The 22,550-nt window shown below is 54.4% G+C and carries 19 protein-coding genes; 15 read left to right on the top strand and 4 right to left on the bottom strand.

Features of this window, described 5'->3' with window-relative positions; translation table 11 throughout:
* Positions 1 to 21 precede the first annotated feature (21 nt).
* The 9 genes from ftsN (at position 22) to cfa (ending at position 10,150) form a co-directional block, all read left to right on the top strand.
* Positions 22 to 1,017, top strand: coding sequence for a cell division protein FtsN (gene ftsN, locus AC1MKH_RS00285; RefSeq protein WP_276223548.1), 996 nt, complete (start codon positions 22 to 24; stop codon positions 1,015 to 1,017).
* A 90-nt stretch (positions 1,018 to 1,107) separates the two neighbouring features.
* Complete coding sequence (hslV, locus tag AC1MKH_RS00280) at positions 1,108 to 1,638, top strand: ATP-dependent protease subunit HslV (RefSeq protein ID WP_015966504.1); 531 nt, start codon at positions 1,108 to 1,110, stop codon at positions 1,636 to 1,638.
* Between the two features lie 9 nt (positions 1,639 to 1,647).
* Complete coding sequence (gene hslU / locus AC1MKH_RS00275; protein ID WP_015966505.1) at positions 1,648 to 2,979, top strand: ATP-dependent protease ATPase subunit HslU; 1,332 nt, start codon at positions 1,648 to 1,650, stop codon at positions 2,977 to 2,979.
* 70 nt (positions 2,980 to 3,049) lie between these two features.
* A complete protein-coding gene (menA, locus tag AC1MKH_RS00270) occupies positions 3,050 to 3,970 on the top strand; it encodes a 1,4-dihydroxy-2-naphthoate polyprenyltransferase (RefSeq protein ID WP_276223552.1) in 921 nt (306 codons plus the stop codon).
* A 92-nt stretch (positions 3,971 to 4,062) separates the two neighbouring features.
* Positions 4,063 to 4,548, top strand: a complete 486-nt coding sequence (gene rraA / locus AC1MKH_RS00265; RefSeq protein ID WP_015966507.1) for a ribonuclease E activity regulator RraA — start codon at positions 4,063 to 4,065, stop codon at positions 4,546 to 4,548.
* A 60-nt stretch (positions 4,549 to 4,608) separates the two neighbouring features.
* Complete coding sequence (locus AC1MKH_RS00260; RefSeq protein ID WP_276223554.1) at positions 4,609 to 5,328, top strand: hypothetical protein; 720 nt, start codon at positions 4,609 to 4,611, stop codon at positions 5,326 to 5,328.
* A gap of 599 nt (positions 5,329 to 5,927) precedes the next feature.
* Positions 5,928 to 7,124, top strand: a complete 1,197-nt coding sequence (locus AC1MKH_RS00255) for a porin (protein ID WP_276223556.1) — start codon at positions 5,928 to 5,930, stop codon at positions 7,122 to 7,124.
* A gap of 382 nt (positions 7,125 to 7,506) precedes the next feature.
* On the top strand, positions 7,507 to 8,823 hold the full coding sequence (locus AC1MKH_RS00250; protein ID WP_276223559.1) for an OprD family outer membrane porin: 1,317 nt from the start codon (positions 7,507 to 7,509) through the stop codon (positions 8,821 to 8,823).
* 184 nt (positions 8,824 to 9,007) lie between these two features.
* Positions 9,008 to 10,150 (top strand): cyclopropane fatty acyl phospholipid synthase, encoded by a 1,143-nt coding sequence (gene cfa / locus AC1MKH_RS00245; RefSeq protein ID WP_276223562.1) that lies wholly within the window; start codon positions 9,008 to 9,010, stop codon positions 10,148 to 10,150.
* 210 nt (positions 10,151 to 10,360) lie between these two features.
* Here the strand turns inward: cfa and AC1MKH_RS00240 are convergent, their stop codons facing one another.
* Both AC1MKH_RS00240 and AC1MKH_RS00235 read right to left on the bottom strand, forming a co-directional pair.
* Positions 10,361 to 11,461, bottom strand: a complete 1,101-nt coding sequence (locus tag AC1MKH_RS00240) for an alkene reductase (RefSeq protein ID WP_276223577.1) — start codon at positions 11,459 to 11,461, stop codon at positions 10,361 to 10,363.
* A gap of 69 nt (positions 11,462 to 11,530) precedes the next feature.
* A complete protein-coding gene (locus AC1MKH_RS00235) occupies positions 11,531 to 11,743 on the bottom strand; it encodes a YdgH/BhsA/McbA family protein (RefSeq protein WP_113859088.1) in 213 nt (70 codons plus the stop codon).
* 278 nt (positions 11,744 to 12,021) lie between these two features.
* Here AC1MKH_RS00235 and AC1MKH_RS00230 point away from each other — a divergent pair, with 278 nt between their 5' ends.
* Entirely contained in the window at positions 12,022 to 12,294 is a 273-nt protein-coding gene (locus tag AC1MKH_RS00230; protein ID WP_276223564.1) for a hypothetical protein, read from the top strand.
* 50 nt (positions 12,295 to 12,344) lie between these two features.
* On the opposite strand, the gene AC1MKH_RS00225 is transcribed toward AC1MKH_RS00230, so the two are convergent.
* Entirely contained in the window at positions 12,345 to 13,001 is a 657-nt protein-coding gene (locus AC1MKH_RS00225) for a TetR/AcrR family transcriptional regulator (RefSeq protein ID WP_276223566.1), read from the bottom strand.
* 79 nt (positions 13,002 to 13,080) lie between these two features.
* Here AC1MKH_RS00225 and AC1MKH_RS00220 point away from each other — a divergent pair, with 79 nt between their 5' ends.
* From AC1MKH_RS00220 to AC1MKH_RS00200, 5 genes are all read left to right on the top strand, one after another.
* A complete protein-coding gene (locus AC1MKH_RS00220; RefSeq protein ID WP_276223567.1) occupies positions 13,081 to 14,595 on the top strand; it encodes an MDR family MFS transporter in 1,515 nt (504 codons plus the stop codon).
* A gap of 372 nt (positions 14,596 to 14,967) precedes the next feature.
* Positions 14,968 to 15,537, top strand: a complete 570-nt coding sequence (locus AC1MKH_RS00215) for a TetR/AcrR family transcriptional regulator (protein WP_276223569.1) — start codon at positions 14,968 to 14,970, stop codon at positions 15,535 to 15,537.
* Positions 15,538 to 15,671: 134 nt separating this feature from the next.
* The gene (locus AC1MKH_RS00210; RefSeq protein WP_276223572.1) at positions 15,672 to 16,793 is read left to right on the top strand and encodes an efflux RND transporter periplasmic adaptor subunit; all 1,122 of its coding nucleotides are present in this window, start codon (positions 15,672 to 15,674) and stop codon (positions 16,791 to 16,793) included.
* The gene (locus AC1MKH_RS00205; RefSeq protein ID WP_276223574.1) at positions 16,793 to 19,897 is read left to right on the top strand and encodes an efflux RND transporter permease subunit; all 3,105 of its coding nucleotides are present in this window, start codon (positions 16,793 to 16,795) and stop codon (positions 19,895 to 19,897) included. Before AC1MKH_RS00210 ends, AC1MKH_RS00205 begins: the two co-directional genes overlap by 1 nt.
* A 3-nt stretch (positions 19,898 to 19,900) precedes the next feature.
* Entirely contained in the window at positions 19,901 to 21,283 is a 1,383-nt protein-coding gene (locus tag AC1MKH_RS00200; protein WP_276223575.1) for an efflux transporter outer membrane subunit, read from the top strand.
* 107 nt (positions 21,284 to 21,390) lie between these two features.
* Here the strand turns inward: AC1MKH_RS00200 and AC1MKH_RS00195 are convergent, their stop codons facing one another.
* Positions 21,391 to 22,530, bottom strand: coding sequence for an IS481 family transposase (locus AC1MKH_RS00195; RefSeq protein WP_442961959.1), 1,140 nt, complete (start codon positions 22,528 to 22,530; stop codon positions 21,391 to 21,393).
* Positions 22,531 to 22,550 lie beyond the last annotated feature (20 nt).

Raw genomic sequence — 22,550 nt, 5'->3', positions numbered from 1 at the left:
AATAAATACAGCGAAACGATAGTGGCACAACGAGATTATGTACGCCGCAGCCAACAGGCTCCTTCGCGGCGCAAAAAGAGCACCTCACGGAGTTCGCGGAAAAATCAAAGTAGCTTCCCGGCGGTATCACCGGCGATGGTGGCCATTGCCGCCGCGGTGGTCGTCGCCTTTATCGGTGGTTTGTACTTTATTACCCATCATAAAAAAGAAGATTCTGAAACGCTGCAAAGCCGTCAGATGACAGGGAATGGTCTACCGCCAAAACCGGAAGAACGCTGGCGCTACATTAAAGAACTGGAAAGCCGCCAGCCAGGCGTGCGTGCGCCAACGGAACCGTCTGCGGGCGGGGAAGTCATGAACCCGAACCAGTTGACCGACGAACAGCGCCAGCTGCTTGCGCAAATGCAGGCCGATATGCGCCAGCAGCCGACGCAGCTGACGGAAGTGCCGTGGAACGAGCAAACGCCGGAACAGCGTCAACAAACGCTGCAACGTCAGCGTTTAGCGCAGCAGGCTCAGCAAGCGCAACAGCAGCAACAATGGGCGCAAACGCAGCCAGTGCAGCAGCCGCGCGCGCAACAGCAGACTCAACAACCGGCACGCCAGGCGCAAACCACACAACAGCCGCCGCGTCAGACGCAGCAGCCGAAAGCGGCCGCGTCTAACCAGCAGCCGTATCAGGATCTGCTGCAAACGCCTGCGCACACCACGACGTCTGCGCCTAAACAGCAGGCCGCCGCGCCAGTGACGCGTGAAACCACGCCGCCTAAGGCAACCGAGAAAAAAGACGAGCGCCGCTGGATGGTACAGTGCGGTTCGTTTAAAGGCGCGGAGCAGGCCGAAACCGTGCGTGCACAGCTGGCGTTCGAAGGGTTTGATTCGCGTATCACCACCAATAATGGCTGGAACCGCGTCGTCATCGGGCCTATCAAAGGCAAAGATAATGCCGACAGCACCCTCAACCGCCTGAAAATGGCCGGTCACGGAAACTGCATAAGACTCGCTTCCGGGGGTTGAAACCCCCGAAATACCCCCCATCTATAATGACATTCTGCCCCGCAAAGCTTGCGGGGCCCCTATTCCGTATTTGCAACAAGGGGTCTGCTCGTGACAACAATAGTAAGTGTTCGCCGTAACGGCCACGTCGTAATCGCCGGTGATGGACAGGCTACGCTTGGCAATACCGTGATGAAAGGCAACGTGAAGAAAGTCCGTCGCCTGTACAACGACAAAGTAATTGCCGGTTTCGCTGGCGGCACCGCTGATGCCTTCACCCTGTTCGAGCTGTTCGAACGTAAGCTGGAGATGCACCAGGGCCACCTGGTGAAAGCCGCCGTTGAGCTGGCGAAAGACTGGCGTACCGACCGTATGCTGCGCAAGCTGGAAGCCCTGCTTGCCGTCGCGGATGAAACCGCATCCCTCATCATTACCGGGAACGGCGACGTCGTTCAGCCGGAAAATGACCTGATTGCTATCGGTTCTGGTGGTCCATACGCCCAGGCCGCAGCCCGTGCCCTGCTGGAAAACACCGAACTGGGCGCGCGCGATATTGCTGAGAAAGCGTTGGATATTGCAGGCGATATCTGCATTTACACCAACCACTTCCACACCATTGAAGAATTACCGTCTAAAGCGTAAGGATTGACCATGTCTGAAATGACCCCACGCGAAATTGTCAGCGAACTGAACAAACACATTATTGGTCAGGACGCGGCCAAACGCTCCGTTGCGATCGCCTTACGTAACCGCTGGCGTCGTATGCAGCTTGATGAAGAGCTGCGTCACGAAGTAACCCCGAAAAACATTCTGATGATCGGCCCGACCGGTGTCGGTAAAACCGAAATCGCGCGTCGTCTGGCCAAGCTGGCTAACGCGCCATTCATCAAAGTTGAAGCGACCAAGTTCACCGAAGTGGGCTATGTGGGTAAAGAAGTGGATTCCATCATCCGCGATCTGACCGATTCCGCCATCAAAATGGTGCGCGTGCAGTCCATCGAAAAGAACCGTTTCCGCGCGGAAGAGATGGCCGAAGAGCGTATCCTCGACGTGCTGATCCCACCGGCCAAAAACAACTGGGGCCAGGCGGAGCAGCAGGCTGAACCGTCTGCCGCGCGTCAGGCATTCCGCAAAAAACTGCGTGAAGGCCAGCTGGACGACAAAGAAATTGAGATCGATCTCGCTGCTGCACCGATGGGCGTTGAAATCATGGCGCCTCCGGGAATGGAAGAAATGACCAGCCAGCTGCAGTCGATGTTCCAGAACCTCGGCGGGCAGAAGCAGAAACCGCGTAAGCTGAAAATCAAAGATGCGATGAAGCTGTTGATTGAAGAAGAAGCGGCGAAACTGGTTAATCCGGAAGAGCTGAAACAAGACGCTATCGACGCGGTTGAGCAGCACGGTATCGTGTTCATCGACGAAATCGACAAAATCTGTAAGCGCGGCGAATCCTCCGGTCCGGACGTTTCCCGCGAAGGCGTACAGCGTGACCTGCTGCCGCTGGTTGAAGGCTGCACCGTGTCCACCAAGCACGGTATGGTGAAAACAGATCACATTCTGTTTATTGCCTCCGGTGCATTCCAGGTGGCAAAACCGTCTGACCTGATCCCGGAACTGCAGGGCCGTCTGCCGATTCGCGTTGAGCTTCAGGCGCTGACCACCAGCGACTTCGAACGCATCCTGACCGAACCAAATGCGTCCGTTACCGTTCAGTACAAAGCGCTGATGGCGACCGAAGGCGTGAACATTGAGTTCACCGAATCCGGTATCAAGCGTATTGCCGAAGCCGCATGGCAGGTTAACGAAACCACCGAGAATATCGGTGCGCGTCGTCTGCACACGGTTCTGGAGCGTTTAATGGAAGATATTTCCTATGACGCCAGTGATTTAAATGGTCAAAGCATCACAATTGATGCGGAATACGTGAGCAAACACCTGGATGCGCTGGTTGCAGATGAAGATCTGAGCCGTTTTATCCTATAATCGCGTTCAATGCATATTCATCACTGTTGATGGGGCTGAAAAGCCCCATTTTTATTGGCAAAAAATCACTATGACTGAAATCAGCCGCACCCAGGCCTGGCTTGAAAGCCTGCGCCCTAAAACGTTACCTCTGGCCTTCGCCTCTATCCTTGTGGGCATTACGCTCGCCTGGTGGCAAGGGCACTTCGATGCAACTGTGGCTGTGCTGTCGCTGGTTACTGCGGGCCTGCTGCAAATCCTCTCTAACCTCGCGAACGATTATGGCGATGCGGTGAAGGGCAGTGATAAACCCGATCGCATCGGGCCGCTACGCGGCATGCAAAAAGGTGCCATCACCCAGTCGCAAATGAAACGCGCGCTGATGATTACCGTGGCGCTCATTTGTCTTTCCGGTCTGGGGCTGCTGTTTGCGGCGTATCAAAACATCGGTGACTTTATCGGTTTCCTGGTACTGGGGTTGCTTTCAATTGTCGCCGCAATCACCTATACCGTGGGCACTCGCCCTTACGGATATATCGGTCTGGGTGATATTTCTGTACTCATTTTCTTCGGCTGGCTGAGCGTTATCGGAAGTTGGTATTTGCAGGCGCATATGCTGAGCGCCACGCTGATTCTTCCCGCCACGGCGTGCGGGCTGCTGGCAACGGCGGTATTGAATATCAATAACCTGCGCGATATCGACAGCGATCGCGAAAACGGCAAAAACACGCTTGCGGTACGTTTAGGCCCGGTGGGCGCACGTCGCTATCACGCTTGCCTGCTTGGCGGCACTCTGGTGTGTCTGGCACTGTTTAACCTGATTTCGCTGCAAAACGTATGGGGCTGGCTGTTTATTCTCGCCACGCCGCTGCTGTTCAAACAGGCGCGCTACGTCATGACGCAGCGTGAGCCGGTCGCAATGCGCCCGATGCTTGAACGCACGGTCAAAGGCGCGCTGCTCACTAACGTCCTGTTTATCGTTGGTATTATCCTGAGCAAGGCACTGGGTTAACTGACAAATATCAATTAACAATTGATGATTTTGCCAACAGTGCACAGAGCGCGATATACTGAAATCACTCGCAGCAACTGAGTGTTAATCCTATGAAATACGATACTTCCGAGCTTTGCGACATCTACCAGGAAGATGTCAACGTCGTGGAACCCCTGTTCTCCAACTTTGGCGGGCGGTTGTCGTTTGGTGGGCAAATCACCACCGTGAAATGTTTCGAGGATAACGGGTTGCTGTATGATCTGCTCGAACAGAATGGCCGTGGCCGCATTCTGCTGGTTGACGGCGGCGGTTCTGTACGCCGCGCGCTGATTGATGCGGAACTGGCGCGTATCGCCACCCAGAACGAGTGGGAAGGCATTGTGGTTTACGGTGCCGTGCGTCAGGTTGATGACCTTGAAGAGCTGGATATCGGCATCCAGGCCATTGCCGCCATTCCGGTTGGCGCAGCTGGCGAAGGCATTGGTGAAAGCGACGTGCGCGTCAATTTCGGCGGCGTAACTTTCTTCTCCGGCGACCATCTCTATGCTGATAACACCGGCATTATCCTTTCTGAAGATCCGCTGGATATCGAGTAAATAATTCGCATATGATATAGGGGAAATTTATTTCCCCTTTTTTTATACACGGATGTATATATGCGATTTATAGTTTTAGGCGTTTTATATATTTCAGTTATTATTATCAAGCATCTGCAATGGAAAAACCTGATCACGGACGACGCTGGTAATATTATCTCCTATGTTAATCTCGTCTTTTTTTATCCGTTAGGTACCGCTTGCCTTGTGGCGGCTGCATTCTGCGTAATATTTCGTAAAACGGCGCAGCCGCAAATTATTGCCGGTACAAGCTGGGTGATGGGGATAATACTCCTGTTCAGCTGCGCCACACACTTCTGGCAATTTTTTAGCTGGGAGTACACCGCACCGAATGCGCCCATCACGCTGACGTTCCCGAGTAACGAGTGGAAAACGGTGGTGACCACGCCTCATGGCTACCGTATGACGGTGGTAATGAAAAATGCTCATGCCGGGATCTCCGTGATATCCAGCATGCAGGATTCAAGTAATGTTCATAACTTTGATGAATTACTCACATCACAGCAGATTCGCTTCAAGAGTAGCTATCAGGCGGATGTGTTTACGCTTTTTCCCTGTCAGGTTGACGGCTTCCGCTGCGCCTATCAGGACTATATCGCCACAACCGATGATGGCGATGAAAAACGGTCTATTTTGATGACGCTATTTGATAATACCCATTTTATCCAGGTGGCGGCGGTTATCGATCAGAAATATGCTGATGAGTATTATGATGAAATCATGGGAATTATGCAGTCTGCAAAGGCCATTAAGGATTAAGTATGTGTTACGTTTTATCACTACCATTGTTCGCGATTCTATTTTTTATTAATGCACTCAAAGGTGAGTATATTCTGTTAAAGCCTTATCCTGATGCAGGAACCCAAAGTGAATACTTAACCTACGTTATATTCGGTTTGTTTATATTCCCTCTCCTCATCGCCATCATTATATCGGCTTTTAAAAAGCAGAAAGGAAGGCGTATGCTATTTAAGCGGCTTAACTAGACACTCTTTGTGCTCATCATCATCCTTGGGAATAGCCTACTTATCTAGTCATTACATGGCGGATAGGGCTCCACTTAGCCGCCAATAAATTCTTTTGTTTCATATTTGAGACATACCCTCCTCCCTCTAAAAAATACCAATCGATATTCAATCATTTAATAATATTGCGTTATAGCTCAAGTTTTATGCCTTGACGGCCTACCTTTCACGTGCGATTTTCTTTATATCAAATAATAAACTGAGTTTCATATTTGAAACAAATTCATAAAAAATAATATTCGTTTCACTGGCGAAACGACATCAATTAATTCTCGCTGATTTTATCCGCGGCGGCGAGCTATTGCATATTGAATATGAAATAAGAGGTGAGCTATGCGTAAACAATTTTTCGCGCTGCTGCTGGGCGCATGCACCGCCGCATCCGCGCTGGCGGAAGGCGGTAAGCCCTTCCCGCATATTGGCTGGCGCAGTGCGGACAGCAGCGCCGGGTTAGATATTGGCGGGGCGTTGCGGGCAAATTATCGCTATGAAGACTGGAAAGGTAGTAATTACCGCGATCCGCCGCATTTGCGTTTTGATACATTCCGTATCGACAGCAGTGGTTTTTATAATAACTATTTCTTTGATGCCGGATTCTGGTTCCAGGATCACCATAAATATGCGATTGACCGCGCCTATGTGGGGTATCGGTTAGATCAGAATAATAGCGTGCAGCTCGGTATTCCCGGCAAGCCTTTTGGCCTGGAGCCGTATCCACAATTTGGCTGGTCATACGGCATTCCCTTTTATTTAGGGTTCGGCGTCAATGCCGGTAGCGGGGTAAATTACCAATATCACGATAATAACTGGTCGCTGGATGTGGCTTATTTCCCGTGGATGGAGCCTGAGAACCTGCGCTATGCGCCAGATGTCGGGGATTATGACCGCTTAAAAAATACCAATTATCCCAGCCAGCATCAGCAGCGTAATGAGAAACGCGATCAGGTGAACGTGCGGCTGGCGCGAACATTCCACGGCGGGGGCTGGAATAATGAGCTGGGCGGATCGCTGGCGCTGGCGCGATTGCACAATCGCGAGACCAATGATGACGGCACTTTCTGGGCGGCGGGCCTGCACGGAACCGTGCAAAACGGACCGTGGCAGCTCTCCTCACAGGTGATCCGTTACCAGTACGATCCGAAAAATCCGGCGGGCGTCAGCGACGATACCATTCTGATGGGTGGCAACGGCCTGACGCCGTCGTATTTAATCCCGGCAAAAGCCACCACCGCGTCGCTCAACGTGGCCCGTGATGTGGACGTCAAATGGGGCGCGGTATCAAAACTACGGTTCTATAACGATTACAGCGTGTTATGGAAAGACAAAAGCGACTGGAGTAACTCCCAGATGAACACCGTCGGGGTGCAGGTCTTCGCGCTACCGGTGATGTTCTGGGTCGACCTGAGCTGGGCGAAAAATGTTAATCCGTGGGGCGGTGCGCTTAACGCCACGGGCTGGACCAGCACACAGTCGGAAGGCAGCGGAAAATGGTATTTCCGCACCAACGTCAATATCGGCTACTATTTTTGATGACCGATTTCCCGCGCGTTATTGCGCGGGAAGCGCCTGAAAACTATCCAATCGGTGCGGTTTAAGCAAAACAGCAAAATAAGTACTATCTACCATTCATCCAATCAATATGCAGTTTAAATATCCGTCCATTAATAATTAGCATCATAAATAATTCAATTTAAATCACTGATTCAGCATCAATGCCTGCAAAAAGAAAGCAAACGTTTGCGTTTAGATCTGGATCACACCCCTTCCGATGAAGATAATCGCAGCCCTGTGCGAAACCGCCCATACGTTTAGTGCGTCTATCAGGGGTCTCTCCACCCGCGAGAGTGGCGACATAGCGGAGGCGATATTCGCACACTTTTTCTTTTTTTATCTCTGTTTACAAGGTATTAGCATGAAGATGTGTCGGGCAGCAGGTGCAGTTAAACCATCACGATTAACCGGTGGTCTCACCGCCCTGGTCACGCTTGCGGCCCTGGCGCTTCCCGCCAGCGCAGAAGCGGCTCTCTCCTTTAAGTCCGACAGCGAGTGTTTCGACGCCAACGGCAACGTCAGCAGCCTGAGCGATGTATTCAGCTGCGGTAAAGTTAGCGGCAGCGTTCGATCTCTTTACTACACCACCCACAACGCCTATTTCGCCAAAGGTTTTAACCAGGACACCATCAGCTACGGCGGCTTCCTGAAGTACGAAACAGCCCCGATGTACGGCTTCAATGTGGGTGTAAGCGGTCTGTTCCTGCGCGGCATTAACCATCCGCCGGAAGAACGCGTGATCAGCGACATCGGCGAAAACCAGACCAATATTGGCGAAGCGTATCTCAACTGGCGCTATGGCGATTTCCGCATCACCGGCGGGAACCAGCGTCTGGACCTGCCGTTTGTCGGCGACTATGACTGGCGTATTACCCCGATTCTTTATCAGGCGCTGGATATGCAGTACGGCAGCGGTGACGACTTCCTGCGCGCGACCAAAATCTGGCGTTATAAAGGCTGGGGCAGCGATCAGGTGAAACGCACCACCGCGTATACCGAAGTTACTGAAGAGACCGATGGCATGTGGGCCGTTGGCGCGGGTCGCCACATGATGTGGGATGACAAAAAGCTGACCGGCCAGATGTGGTACGAAAGCTACGCGGATTTCTCCAACATCTTCTATACCGAAGGTCATCTCCAGTGGCAGCAGGCGCTGTTCACGCCGGATGTGGCGCTGCAATACATTCGCGGCACCAGTGAAGGAAAAGCGCTGGCGGGCGAAGTGGATAACCGCTCTTACGGCGCGCAACTGTCGCTGAACTTCACGCCAGCGCTCTCCTGGGCGGCGGGTTATGACCATATCGCCTCCAGCGGCAACAGCTACGGCTATGGTTCACTGGTAACGCCGTATGCGCATAACAGTTCATCGGGCCCGTATTTCGCGCAGCCGTACTTCACCAGCACTCAGGATCTGGGCAGCGGTGACGCATATGCCACTAACGTGAACTGGAACGCTAACGAGAACCTGACGCTGGGTGCACGCTATTCGTGGATGGACCTGACGCCGACGGTGAATACCGGCAGCCTGCGCCAGTCCGAGTATCTGGTTTACTTTATCTGGAACTTCCAGGGTGCGCTGAAAGGCCTGAGCCTGAGCGATTTTGTCGGCGTGCAGACTTCACCGCTGTATGAGAAAGACTTCTGGCAGAACCGTTTGACGTTGCAGTACGACTTCTGATTCCCGCTTTTCCCCCTCTCCCTGTGGGAGAGGGCCGGGGTGAGGGCATCAGCGTGCTCCCTTCCCCATTCCATTTCCGCATCCCTTCCATTGATGAGATTCACTTTACGAATATTCATCATGGGTATAACCTGCCCTTAGCACATTTGTATGACAAATAGATTCTCGCTCAGGCGCACAAACGATGAACAAAAAACTAATCATGCCCGATGGCGGCAATCAGTGGTATCGCATCTGCCGTGACTTACTGCAACGCGCAGACATTGAAATCAACGGCAAACGTCCTTTCGACATTCAGGTTAAAAACAAACACTTCTACAAACGCGTTCTTCAGCAGGGCTCTCTCGGCCTGGGCGAGAGCTATATGGATGGCTGGTGGGAGTGCGAACAGCTCGATGAGTTTATCTCCCGCCTGCTGAAAATCGATATTGAGTCGCAGATTAAGCACAACCTGAAAGATTTAATGCACGTGGTGAGCGCGAAGATAATCAACCTGCAATCAAAAAAGCGGGCGTGGATTGTCGGGAAAGAACACTACGACCTCGGCAACGACCTCTTCACGCTGATGCTCGACCCGTACATGCAGTACTCGTGTGGCTACTGGCGTGACGCCAGCAATCTGCTTGAAGCACAGCAAAACAAGCTGGAGCTTATCTGCCGCAAACTCAATCTGCAAAAAGGTATGACGCTGCTGGATATCGGCTGCGGCTGGGGCGGGCTGGCGGCTTATGCGGCGGAAAACTACGGCGTGAAGGTCACCGGCGTCACCATCTCGGCTGAACAGCAAAAGCTCGCACAGCAGCGCTGCGCCGGGCTGGATGTGGAAATTCTGTTGCAGGACTATCGCGACCTCGACAGCAAATTTGACCGCATTGTCTCGGTGGGGATGTTTGAACACGTCGGGCCGAAAAACTACAAAACTTACTTCACCGTGGCCAATAAAAACCTGGCGGAAGACGGCATCTTCCTGCTGCACACTATCGGTTCCAATCAAAGCGACCTCAACGTTGACCCGTGGATCGATAAATACATCTTCCCGAACGGCTGCCTGCCGTCGGTTTCACAACTTTCTTCCGCCTGTGAGCCCTTCTTTGTGATTGAAGACCTGCACAATTTTGGCTCTGACTACGATAAAACCCTGATGGCCTGGGAACAGCGATTCCAGGATTCATGGGGCCAATTAGAAGATGTCTATTCAGCACGTTTCAAACGGATGTTCACCTACTACCTGAAAGCCTGCGCCGGTGCCTTCAGGGCCAGAAACATTCAGCTCTGGCAGGTGGTTCTGACGCACGGAGTACCGGGAGGGATTAACGTCCCACGGTAATTTGGGGCGCCTCTGCCCCTACACGATGTGAGCAAGGAAAAGAAAAATGGAAAACGAAGCAGTATTAAAACAACAAAAACATGAAGCCCATATGTTGGCGTTTTGCTGGACGGTTGCCATTGTCGGCTTTGTCTTTATTTTGAGCCTGGCCGTTAAGTTCTGGTAACGCACAGTGCCGGGCCCGCACGATGCGAAACCCGGCAGCCTGTTTTATTTCGCTTGCGGATAATCGATATATCCCGCTTTTCCGCCGCCAAAGAACTGCTCTTTCACTGGCTGGTTCAGGGGCAGATCGTTTTGTAAACGATACGGCAAATCCGGGTTGGCGATAAACGGACGACCAAAACCAATCAAATCCGCCCAGCCGTTTTGCAGCGCCTCTTCCGCACGCGCTTTGGTGTATTTACCGGAATAAATCAGCGTGCCACGGAATATCAGACGCAGCGCTTCTTTAAAAGCCGCTGGCATCACCGGCGCATCTTCCCAGTCCGCTTCGGCAATATGGATATAGGCAATGCCGAGATCGTTCAGCACGCTGGCCGCCGCCAGATAGGTTGCTTCCGGCGTATCGTCGCGAGAACCCATCAGGGTGGTCAATGGCGCCAGGCGAATACCGACGCGTTCTTTGCCAATCGCGTTCGAAACGGCAGTAACCACCTCTTTCATAAAGCGCAGACGATTTTGCAGTGCGCCGCCGTATTGGTCATCGCGCAGGTTAGCCTGCGAATCAATAAACTGGTTGATGAGATAACCGTTCGCGCCATGCAGTTCGATACCATCGAAACCTGCGGCAATCGCGTTACGCGCAGCCTGCGCATAGTCATTGACGATAGCGGGGATCTCTTCAGAAGTCAGCGCACGCGGCATCGTATGTTGCAGCATCTCGCCCACGCCGCTCTCCGGGCCGCAGCCTTTTACATCCACAAACACCTTCACGCCTTCGGCCTGAATAGCAGATGAAGAAACCGGTGCGGCGTGGCCCGGCTGAAGCGTGGTATGCGAAACGCGGCCAACGTGCCACAGCTGCGCAAAGATTTTACCGCCCGCCTGATGCACGGCATCGGTGACCTTTTTCCACCCTGCAATCTGTGATTCGGTGTACATTCCCGGCGTCCAGGCATAACCCTGGCCCTGCTGGCTGATCTGCGTACCTTCGCTAATAATGAGCCCGGCGCTGGCGCGCTGTGCGTAATATTCCGCCATCATATCGGTGGCGACATCGCCCGCTCCGGCACGTGAGCGGGTCATCGGTGGCATAACAATTCGGTTTTTCAGCGCGACGGCATTCAGTGCATAGTTTTCAAATAACATCATCATCTCCTGGTGAGGGTAATAAACAGGCGGTTCTCATGTTTTTTGGAAAACCGTCTTGCCGCACGCTTATTTGTAGAGTTCAGCGCTCATGGTGACGCGGTTGCCCATGTGGGCGCTGGTGATTTTGTACTGAGAGGCATTCATCTCTTTCGCTTTCTGCGCAATCGCCGCTTCAGCAGAATCGAGGGTAGAGGCGGTTGCCGTTACGCTTTGCGCAGATGCGCCAAAAGCCATAACGGAGAGAAGAGAAGCAGCTGCAATCTGAGTGAGGGTTTTCATAATGGGTATCCTGTATTCGGCATAACGTTGCGTTCGGCAACTCGATGGCGACAAGAATACGGCGGGGGGCAGGCGGGATAAACGGTCATTTCGGCAATAGACTATTGCGATTTTGTTCACAAACCACTGGAATTACCTTTCATCAGCGCAAAGGTAGGTTCTGTATGCGTTTTATTCACATTGCCAGGTTATGTAATTAAAGAAAATAACCAGAAATATTGTAACTTTAAGGAATAGGCATATTATTCGCGCTCTTTTCAATAACGAGTAATAACCAAATGAAAAACTTATCTGGCGTCATGCTGCTTGCAGTTTCATTCTTTTTTTCAGCTTTAATTACCCCGGCACACGCGGGCAGCAACGTGCGTTTTTCCGGTGAGATTTATGGGGCATCTATAACATCAACCAGCAAGTGCGTCGACGATGCGATTTACCGCATGCAGGCACAGCGCTGCGCCGCAGAAGGCGAGGTGCCGGTCGTCTCTACGGTCAGAGACATCACACCTCATGGTGCTCGCCCGATGCGGGAAGTGGTGATTTACAGCTATTAATTAAAGCGCTGTAAAAATACCACTATTAATAAGAATCAAAGAATAATCGCTTAATTATTTATTCCCTGACGCATTAATGCTAATGCATTGCTAATGATTGTTTCTGTCGTTAATGAGGCAAGTCTTTCATCGTTACGCATTCGGGAAAATGGCACTAAAACCAAACTTAATAAAGACGTAAACAGTAATTCCGCCGTCAAATGTGGGTTTAATTTCCCTTCCTGCTGCCAGCGTTTCACGGAGGCCAGCGTTTGCTGATAGCGATCCTCGCCAAAGCGCGCGTTAAGATGCTGGCGCAGCACCGGCATTTCCCCAATCACCTCCTGCATCCATAATGGTGCAAACCACTCGTAGCGCGCGGCAAGTTCTGCCAGCGTTTTGACCATCTCGGTCAGCGCGGTAACCGGGTCTTCTGGATGCGCGGCAAAAATCGCTGTGATCTCACTTCTCAACGGTAAGAAACGTTCTTCAATCACCACGTCCAGCAGCTGTTCGCGCGAATTGAAATAGTAATGCAGCATGGCGGGTGTCACGCCAGCCTCGCGGGCAATCGCGTTCAATGAAGTATGACCAATACCCTGCTGCGAAAAGAGCCGCAGCGCGATATCGAGCAGATGCTCGCGGTTATCGCCGCTCGGTTTACTGCCGCGCGGGCGGCCCGGCTTACGTGTTTTTAGGAGTTTTGAGTTGTCTTTTTGTGCCGTCATAAGGGAGCGATCTCTTGACCAGTGAAGCATCTTCCATAAATATTAATTATACAGTTAATTAATTTCAAGTGAGCACACTATGGAGTCCGATACCGTGACTCAAAAAACGTCATCATCACACGCGGGCGCGCCTTCTATCCGCCTGCTGTTCAGCGCATTGCTGCTGGTGATGCTGCTCTCCGCGCTCGATCAGACGATTGTCTCGACCGCGCTTCCCACCATCGTTGGCGAACTGGGCGGGCTGGATAAGCTCTCCTGGGTGGTCACGGCATATATTCTGACCTCCACCATTGTGGTGCCATTGTACGGAAAATTTGGCGATCTGTTTGGCCGTAAGCGGGTTTTGCAAATCGCTATCGTCCTGTTTTTACTGGGCTCGGCTCTGTGCGGTGTCGCGCAGAACATGACGCAGCTGGTGCTGATGCGCGCCCTGCAAGGGCTCGGCGGCGGCGGACTGATGGTGATCAGTATGGCGGCGGTGGCGGATGTCATTCCGCCTGCTGAGCGTGGCCGCTATCAGGGGCTGTTTGGCGGCGTGTTCGGCCTGGCGACGGTGATTGGCCCGTTGATTGGCGGCTTTATCGTTCAGCACGCGTCATGGCGCTGGATTTTCTATATCAACATTCCGTTGGGGCTGTTCGCCCTTTTGGTGATCGGCGCGGTCTTCCATGCCAACACCAAACGTAACCAGCATGAGATAGACTGGCTTGGCGCGATTTATCTGACCATGGCACTGGTATGCATCATTCTGTTCACCACTGAAGGCGGCACCGTTCGCCCATGGAGCGACCCGCAGCTATGGTGCATTCTCGCCTTTGGCCTGGTGGGCATTGCCGGATTTATCTATGAAGAGCGGCTGGCGTGGGAGCCTATCATCCCTCTGTCGTTATTCCGCAACCGCAGTTTCCTGCTGTGCAGCATGATTGGTTTTATCATCGGGATGTCGCTGTTTGGCTCGGTGACGTTTTTGCCGCTCTATTTGCAGGTGGTCAAAGAGGCGACGCCGACGCAGGCGGGCTTGCAGTTGATTCCGCTGATGGGCGGGCTGCTGCTGACCTCGATCATCAGCGGGCGGATTATTAGCCGCACCGGGAAATATCGCCTGTTCCCGATTCTCGGCACGCTGCTGGGCACTGTGGGCATGGTGTTGCTGACGCGCATTACGATCACCTCGCCAACCTGGCATCTTTATCTCTTTACCGGCGTGCTGGGAATGGGATTAGGGCTGGTGATGCAGGTACTGGTGCTGGCAGTGCAGAACACCGTTGCGCCGAATCTGTACGGCGTGGCCACTTCCGGCGTGACCCTGTTCCGTTCGATTGGCGGTTCTATCGGCGTGGCGCTGTTTGGCGCGGTGTTTACTTCCGTGTTGCAGTCAAACCTGACGCGTCTGCTGCCAGAAGGCGCGGAAGTGCCGCGCGATATGAATCCCGCCACCATCCATCATCTACCCGATGCGGTGCGTACGGATTATCTGGATGCCTTTGGCTCGGCCATCCACGCGGCCTTTATTATGGCAGCGTGCATTATGGTGCTGGCGTTTGTGCTGTCGTGGTTGCTGAAGGAAGCGCCGTTGAAAACGCGGCATGAGTAGTGAGCGCCCTCACCCCGGCCCTCTCCCACCGGGAGAGGGAGAAAACCAGCGCAGAACATTAACACGCATGCGATCGGTTCCCTCTCCTGTGGGAGAGGGTTAGGGTGAGGGAAACTCCCGCACCCAATTAATATTCTTTTGATGACCTACCTATGTAATAACTTTTTTAATTACACAACCCATATTTTCTCCATTATTTTTATTCCTGCCCCCGTTAATTTCACAAAATCTCCTTTTTTCCTCCATTATTTTTTGTACGAAACAGAAAGAAAAAAAACAGCGCCAGAAAATACTTTCCATTGGTCATCATCGACGTATAATGAGCCAAAATGAGAACGATCGTTCTCACTGTTTCAAAACGCGGAGAAATGCATGACCAGCAAACTGGAAGCCCGACAGAAAGCACGGCAAGACGACATCATTGCCGCCGCACGCCGCTGCTTTCGCAACAGTGGTTTCCACGCGGCCAGCATGTCGCAAATCGCCGCGGAAGCGAAGCTCAGTGTCGGGCAAATCTACCGCTACTTCGCCAATAAAGACGCCATTATCGAAGAGATGATCCGCCGAATCATCGACTACCGCATCGCCGAGATGGAAGGCAAAACCCAGACAAAACTGATGCCACATCTGCTTGCCTGCCGCTTTACACTGAGCGAGGATGACGATGCCTTAATGCTCGAGATGTCGGCGGAAGCCACGCGCAACCCACAGGTCGCCGCCTGGCTGGCGGAGGCCGATGAACGCATGTTCAACAATGCCTGCGCCCATCTGCAAAAAGAACACCCTCACCTCAGCCCGGAACGCGTGCGCTGCTGTGTGGAAGTGATCGCTGTCATGATGGAAGGCTCCATCTACCGCCGTTTAACGCCGCAAAAAGTGTCACCCGAGGCGTTAGAAAAAATCTATCAGGAAATTATAAATATGCTTATCACTGCTAAGTAATTTAATCCTGTAAATAACGGGGGAGTTAATTCCCCTTTTTTGTCATTTCCGGGCGACCGGCGATGCGGATTCGTTCACCCTTAAATCCTCGCAATCTATTTGCGGGGAGGACGTCATTCACCTTGAGAATAAAGATGAAATACATCACAACCACACTTGCCGCATTATTTCTCCTGAGCGGATGCGATAATGCGCAAACATCAGCGCCCCAACGTCCGGAGCAGGAAGTGGGTGTCGTAACATTAAAAAGTCAACCCGTTTCGGTGGTCAGCGAACTGACCGGGCGCACAACTGCGGCGATGAGCGCGGAAGTGCGTCCACAGGTCACCGGCATTATCCAGAAACGGCTTTTTAATGAAGGCGACAACGTCAAAGCCGGGCAGGCGCTGTATCAGATTGAGCCGGACAGCTTCCGCGTGGCCTATAACGAAGCCGCCGCCGCGCTGAAACAGGCGCAGGCGCTGGTCACCGCCGATTGCTCGAAAGCCCAGCGTTACGCGCAGCTGGTGAAAGAGAACGGCGTATCGCGCCAGGATGCAGACGATGCGGCATCAACCTGCGCGCAGGACAAAGCCAGCGTTGAGTCAAAAAAAGCGGCGCTGGAGAGCGCGCGCATCAACCTGAACTGGACCACCATCACCGCGCCGATTGCCGGGCGCATCGGTATTTCTTCCGTGACGCCAGGCGCGCTGGTTTCCGCCGAGCAAACCACCGCGCTGGCGACCATTCGCGGCCTCGATACCATGTACGTTGACCTCACCCGCTCAAGCGTCGACCTGCTACGCCTGCGCAAACAATCACTTGCCACCAACAGCGACACCATGAACGTGGCGCTGATTCTGGAAGATGGCTCAACCTACAGCGAGAAAGGCCGCCTGGCACTCACCGAAGTGGCGGTGGATGAATCGACCGGTTCCGTCACCCTGCGCGCCGTGTTCCCGAACCCGAAACAGCAGCTTCTGCCGGGGATGTTTGTGCGCGCCAAAGTTGATGAAGGGATCATGAACGATGCGATCCTTGCGCCACAGCAAGGCGTCACGCGCGATGCGAAAGGCGTTGCCACGGCGCTGGTGGTCAGCGCGGATAACAAAGTTGAACAACGTGAGCTGGAAACCGGCGATACCTACGGCGACAAATGGCTGGTGCTAACGGGCCTGAAAGCGGGCGATAAACTGATTGTTGAAGGCTCGGCAAAAGTGGTCGCAGGCCAGCAGGTGAAACCCGTTGAAGTGCAGTCCACCGGAGGAAACGCCTGATGTTTGCCCGTTTCTTCGTGCGTCGCCCGGTTTTTGCCTGGGTTATCTCTATTCTGATCATGCTGGCCGGGATGCTGGCTATCAAAACGCTGCCGGTTGCGCAGTACCCGGATGTTGCGCCGCCGTCGATTAAAATCTCTGCCACCTATACCGGGGCATCGGCACAAACGCTGGAAAACAGCGTAACGCAGGTTATCGAACAGCAGCTTACCGGGCTCGATAATCTGCTCTATTTCACTTCCACCAGCAGCTCTGACGGTTCGGTGAGCATTACCGTGACCTTCGAACAAGGTACCGACCCGGATACCGCGCAGGTGCAGGTACAGAACAAAGTGCAGCAGGCCGAATCGCGCCTGCCAAGCGAAGTTCAGCAGGCCGGCGTGACGGTGGTGAAATCCCAGAGCAACTTCCTGCTCATTATGGGCGTTTACGATAAAACCGATAAAGCCAGCAGTTCGGATATCGCCGACTGGCTGGTGAGTAATATGCAGGACCCGATGGCCCGTCTCGACGGTGTCGGTAGCCTGCAAGTGTTCGGTGCGGAATACGCGATGCGCATCTGGATGGACCCGGCGAAGCTGGCGTCCTACTCGCTGATGCCATCAGATGTACAAACGGCGATTGAAGCGCAGAACGTGCAGGTTTCCGCCGGTAAAATCGGTGCATTACCGTCACCAGATACCCAACAGCTGACCGCCACCGTGCGCGCGCAGTCGCGTCTGCAAACGGTCGAACAGTTCAAAAATATTATCGTAAAAAGCCAGTCTAACGGCGCGGTGGTGCGCATCGGCGACGTGGCGCGCGTGGAGATGGGCAGTGAAGATTACACCGCTATCGCCAAACTGAACGGTCACCCGGCAGCCGGGATGGCGGTAATGCTGGCACCTGGCGCAAACGCCCTGAGCACCGCCACGCTGGTGAAAGACAAAATTAACGAATACAAACGTAATATGCCGCAGGGCTATGACGTGGCGTATCCGAAAGACAGCACTGAATTTATTAAAATCTCCGTTGAAGACGTGGTGCAGACGCTGTTCGAGGCGATTATCCTCGTGGTCTGCGTGATGTATCTGTTCCTGCAAAACATCCGCGCGACGCTGATTCCGGCGCTGGCAGTGCCCGTTGTGCTGCTCGGTACCTTTGGCGTACTGGCGCTGTTCGGCTACTCCATCAACACCTTAACGCTGTTTGCGATGGTGCTCGCCATCGGGCTTCTGGTGGATGACGCCATTGTGGTGGTGGAAAACGTCGAGCGAATAATGCGCGACGAAGGGCTGCCCGCCCGCGAAGCCACGGAAAAATCGATGGGTGAAATCTCCGGGGCGCTGATTGCGATCGCGCTGGTGCTCTCGGCGGTATTCCTGCCAATGGCCTTCTTTGGCGGCTCGACCGGGGTGATTTACCGTCAGTTCTCGGTCACCATTATTTCGGCGATGATGCTCTCGGTGGTAGTGGCATTGACCTTAACGCCTGCGCTGTGCGGCTCGATTTTGCGCCACACTCCGCCACATAAAAAAGGCTTCTTCGGGGCATTTAACCGCTTCTATGGTTCGACCGAACGCAAATACAAACACAAAGTGCTCAACACGCTAGGCCGCTCCGGGCTGGTGATGGTGGTGTATCTGGCGATCTGCGGCGGTATGGCGCTGGCGATGTGGAAACTGCCCGGCAGCTTCCTGCCGACCGAGGACCAGGGCGAGATCATGGTGCAGTACACGCTGCCTGCGGGCGCAACCAATTCACGTACCGCTGAAGTGAGTAAGCAGGTCACCGACTGGTTCCTCAACAACGAAAAAGACAACACCAACGTTATCTTCACCGTGAACGGTTTTAGCTTCAGCGGCAGCGGACAGAACGCCGGGATGGCCTTCGTTTCGCTGAAAAACTGGTCCGATCGTAAGGGCGCGGAAAATACCGCTCAGGCGATTGCCCTGCGCGCCACCAAAGAGCTCGGTGCCATTCGTGATGCAACGCTGTTCGCTATGACGCCGCCGTCGGTCGATGGTCTCGGTCAGAGTAACGGCTTTACCTTCGAACTGATGGCGAGCGGCGGTACCGATCGTGCTGAACTGCTGAAAATGCGCGATGAACTGATTGGCAAAGCCAACCAGGACACCACGCTACACGCCGTTCGCGCTAACGATATGCCACAAACGCCGCAGTTGCAGGTAGATATCGACAACAACAAAGCGGTGTCGCTGGGCCTGTCTTTAAGCGATGTCACCTCGACGCTTTCCAGCGCCTGGGGCGGCACGTATGTGAATGACTTTATCGACCGTGGGCGCGTGAAAAAGGTCTATATCCAGGGCGATAGCGATTCCCGCTCGGCGCCGTCGGATCTCAGTAAATGGTTTGTGCGCGGCAGCGATGACAGCATGACGCCGTTCTCCGCTTTCGCCACCACCCGCTGGGAGTACGGCCCGGAAAGTCTGGTGCGTTACAACGGCGCAGCCGCCTATGAAATTCAGGGTGAAAACGCCACCGGTTCCAGTTCGGGTACCGCGATGACCACCATGGAAACGCTCGCCAACAATCTGCCAGCAGGCTCGACCTGGGCGTGGAGTGGGTTGTCATTACAGGAAAAACTGGCCAGTGGTCAGGCGCTAAGCCTGTACGCCATCTCCATTCTGGTGGTGTTCCTGTGCCTGGCGGCGCTGTATGAGAGCTGGTCGGTGCCGATTTCGGTCATCATGGTTATCCCACTCGGCCTGCTGGGTGCGGCGCTGGCGGCATGGATGCGCGGCTTAAGTAACGACGTTTACTTCCAGGTGGCGCTGCTCACCACGATTGGCCTGTCATCGAAGAACGCCATTCTGATTGTTGAATTTGCCGAAGCCGCCGTAGCCGAAGGCTACTCGCTTTCTCGTGCGGCCCTGCGTGCGGCGCAGACGCGTTTACGTCCGATCATCATGACCTCGCTGGCGTTTGTCGCCGGGGTAACGCCGCTGGCGATTGCCACAGGCGCAGGCGCGAACAGCCGCATCGCCATTGGTACCGGGATTATCGGCGGTACGCTGACGGCGACGCTGCTGGCAATTTTCTTCGTTCCATTATTCTTTGTGCTGGTGAAGAGCCTGTTCACCGGTAAACGCCGTCAGGGGTAAGTTATGTTTCGTCTCTCTGTTTTATTTATTGCCTTCCTGAGCGTCGGCTGTGTGTCACTCGATCCAAACTATCAACGCCCCGACGCGCCCGTTCCGGCAACGCTGCCGGGCACGCAGGGCCAGGCGACGGCGGTGATCGGTAACTGGCAGCAGGTAGTGAAAGATGCCCGCCTGAACAAAGTGGTGAGCATGGCACTGAACAGCAACCGCGATGTACAAAAAGCGATTGCCGATATCGATGCCGCGCGTGCTCAGTATGGCGAAACGCGCGCCTCGCTGTTTCCGACGGTGGATGCCGAGTTAAGCGGCAGCCGTAGCCGTACGCTGGCGAACGGCGTGGCAACGTCTACGCAGGCGGATGGCGCAGTGTCCAGCTTCGAGCTGGATCTGTTTGGCCGCAACCAGAGCCTTTCTCGCGCCGCGCGGGAAACCTGGCTTGCCAGCGAATACACCGCGCAGAACACGCGTCTGACGATGATCTCCGAACTCACCACCGCGTGGGTAACGCTTGCCGCCGATAACAGTAATCTGGCGCTGGCGCAGCAGACGATGAACAGCGCGGCGGATTCGCTGAAGATAGTGAAACGGCAGATGGAAGTCGGCACCGCCGCCGCGACGGATGTCAGTTCGGCGATGAGCGTGTATCAGCAGGCGCGCGCCAGCGTTGCCAGCTATCAGACGCTGGTGATGCAGGATAAAAACGCCATCAACCTGCTGGCCGGGCAAACGGTGCCCGACTCGCTGCTGCCGGGCACGCTGGAAAGTTTAGGCGACAACACCATTACGCTGGTACCGGCGGGCGTGTCCTCCTCGGTGCTGCTCAACCGCCCGGATATTCAGGAAGCGGAGCACAACCTGCTGAGCGCTAACGCCAATATCGGTGCGGCGCGCGCGAACTTCTTCCCGACAATTTCCCTGACCGCCAGCGCGGGCGTAGGCAGCGATTCGCTCTCGTCGCTGTTCAGCCATGGCATGAAGGTGTGGTCATTTGCGCCGTCCATCACCCTGCCGCTGTTTACCGGCGGCAGCAATATGGCGCAGCTTCGCTATGCGGAGGCGGAGAAAAAAGGGCTGATTGCGACTTATGAAAAAACGATTCAGAGCGCGTTTAAAGATGTCGCCGATGCGCTGGCGCGTCGTCAGACGCTGAGTGAAGAGCTGGACGCCCAGCGCCAGTATGTCGCTGCTGAACAGCAGACGCTGGATATCGCGATGAAGCGTTATCAGGCCGGGAGCAGCGATTACCTGACGGTGCTGACCGCACAGCGTACGTTGTGGTCGGCGCAGCAGTCGTTGATTGCGCTGCAACAGACCGAGCTGGATAACCGCATTACATTGTGGCAATCGCTGGGCGGTGGGGCCACCCTCACCCCGCCCTCTCCCTGAGGGAGAGGGCGAAAGGCAGCACCGTGCACAATCGGTCCCCTCTCCCTTTGGGAGTGTACGGTCCGGGGACATGGTAGACAGGTGTTCGGGGACATGGTGAACACTTTTTAACATCCTTTACCCATGGTGATCGACTTTTTCTTCAGGTCGATCACCCCCACTTTTGTACTGTACCACCACACTTCATAGCAGCCATCCTCCTGCGTCTCCTTCAGCCCGACCCGCTCTCCCCTGAACGCGTTGCCTGCCTTCAGACTGATACCTTTTATGCTCAGCTTCCCGCTGATATCGACCTTCCTCACCATCACCCCTTCATCATATTCCGGTGGCGTAATGCTGTCGCTGTACTGCCGCACAGACGGCTGATACCGCGAGGCCGGAACGGCCATACCCAGTGCTTCATGGGGCCGTTCAAGGTTATACACCGTACGCCAGTGGTCGAAAGCACGCTGCAGCTCACCGCTGTCTGTGAACCATTTACCCTGCAGCACTTCCGCCTTCAGGCTGCGGTGAAAACGTTCCAGCTTGCCCTGTGTCTGCGGATGATATGGCCGGGAATGCCCCACCCGGATGCCCTGGCGCATCAGCCACAACTCAAGTGCCGTCCAGGTACCGGTGTCGCCCCACGGCGAGCCGTTGTCCATCGTCATCCGGTCTGGCAGCCCGTAGCGTTCAAACACGCTGACCAGCTGCTGCTGCACGGTCTCACGGCGTTCATCGGTGCAGGGTGCCAGACACAGGGAGAAACGGGAGTGGTCATCCAGCAGGGTGAGCGGATGGCAGCGGCCCCCGCCGAAGGGGAAGTGACCCTTAAAATCCATCTGCCAGAGCCGGTTCGGCGCGTCATGTTCGAAGCGCCCTGTGGCCGGAATGCCCGGAGCCGTGCCCGGTAGCAGACCGTGACGGGCCATCAGGTTATGGACGGTGCTGAAGGCGGGCATACGGTGTCCCTGGTCTTCGAGCCAGCGCTTTATCTTGCGGGCGCCCCAGCGCTCATGACGGGCATGGGCGATGCGCAGCAGGTCAGTGATGTCGTCGGGCGAGCGGTTGGGAGAATAATGAGGCGTTCGGGGACGGTCCAGAAGACCGGATGTGCCTTCCTCAGCCCAGCGGCGAAGCCACTTGTAGCCAGTGGCGGGAGAAATGCCGTAGTGACGGCAGAGGGAACGGATGTTCGCCCCCTCTTGCGAGGCGAACAGAACAAACTCGGAACGTAATGACATGGTATCTCTCGCATCCCAGGGCATAAGCGACTCCATAAACGGGT

This window comes from Pseudocitrobacter sp. CD920760 (assembly GCF_057782505.1).
Note: the sequence above shows the minus strand (reverse complement) of the source record. Positions and strands in the feature narration are given on the sequence as shown.

Coding starts and splice junctions, on each gene's coding strand:
- hslU (WP_015966505.1), top strand. CDS start 1,648: ATGTCTGAAATGACCCCACGCGAAATTGTCAGCGAACTGAACAAACAC.
- AC1MKH_RS00220 (WP_276223567.1), top strand. CDS start 13,081: ATGGAGTCCGATACCGTGACTCAAAAAACGTCATCATCACACGCGGGC.
- AC1MKH_RS00240 (WP_276223577.1), bottom strand. CDS start 11,461: ATGTTATTTGAAAACTATGCACTGAATGCCGTCGCGCTGAAAAACCGA.
- AC1MKH_RS00225 (WP_276223566.1), bottom strand. CDS start 13,001: ATGACGGCACAAAAAGACAACTCAAAACTCCTAAAAACACGTAAGCCG.
- rraA (WP_015966507.1), top strand. CDS start 4,063: ATGAAATACGATACTTCCGAGCTTTGCGACATCTACCAGGAAGATGTC.
- AC1MKH_RS00210 (WP_276223572.1), top strand. CDS start 15,672: ATGAAATACATCACAACCACACTTGCCGCATTATTTCTCCTGAGCGGA.
- AC1MKH_RS00260 (WP_276223554.1), top strand. CDS start 4,609: ATGCGATTTATAGTTTTAGGCGTTTTATATATTTCAGTTATTATTATC.
- AC1MKH_RS00215 (WP_276223569.1), top strand. CDS start 14,968: ATGACCAGCAAACTGGAAGCCCGACAGAAAGCACGGCAAGACGACATC.
- AC1MKH_RS00200 (WP_276223575.1), top strand. CDS start 19,901: ATGTTTCGTCTCTCTGTTTTATTTATTGCCTTCCTGAGCGTCGGCTGT.
- AC1MKH_RS00235 (WP_113859088.1), bottom strand. CDS start 11,743: ATGAAAACCCTCACTCAGATTGCAGCTGCTTCTCTTCTCTCCGTTATG.
- AC1MKH_RS00255 (WP_276223556.1), top strand. CDS start 5,928: ATGCGTAAACAATTTTTCGCGCTGCTGCTGGGCGCATGCACCGCCGCA.
- cfa (WP_276223562.1), top strand. CDS start 9,008: ATGAACAAAAAACTAATCATGCCCGATGGCGGCAATCAGTGGTATCGC.
- AC1MKH_RS00230 (WP_276223564.1), top strand. CDS start 12,022: ATGAAAAACTTATCTGGCGTCATGCTGCTTGCAGTTTCATTCTTTTTT.
- AC1MKH_RS00195 (WP_442961959.1), bottom strand. CDS start 22,530: ATGCCCTGGGATGCGAGAGATACCATGTCATTACGTTCCGAGTTTGTT.
- menA (WP_276223552.1), top strand. CDS start 3,050: ATGACTGAAATCAGCCGCACCCAGGCCTGGCTTGAAAGCCTGCGCCCT.
- AC1MKH_RS00250 (WP_276223559.1), top strand. CDS start 7,507: ATGAAGATGTGTCGGGCAGCAGGTGCAGTTAAACCATCACGATTAACC.
- AC1MKH_RS00205 (WP_276223574.1), top strand. CDS start 16,793: ATGTTTGCCCGTTTCTTCGTGCGTCGCCCGGTTTTTGCCTGGGTTATC.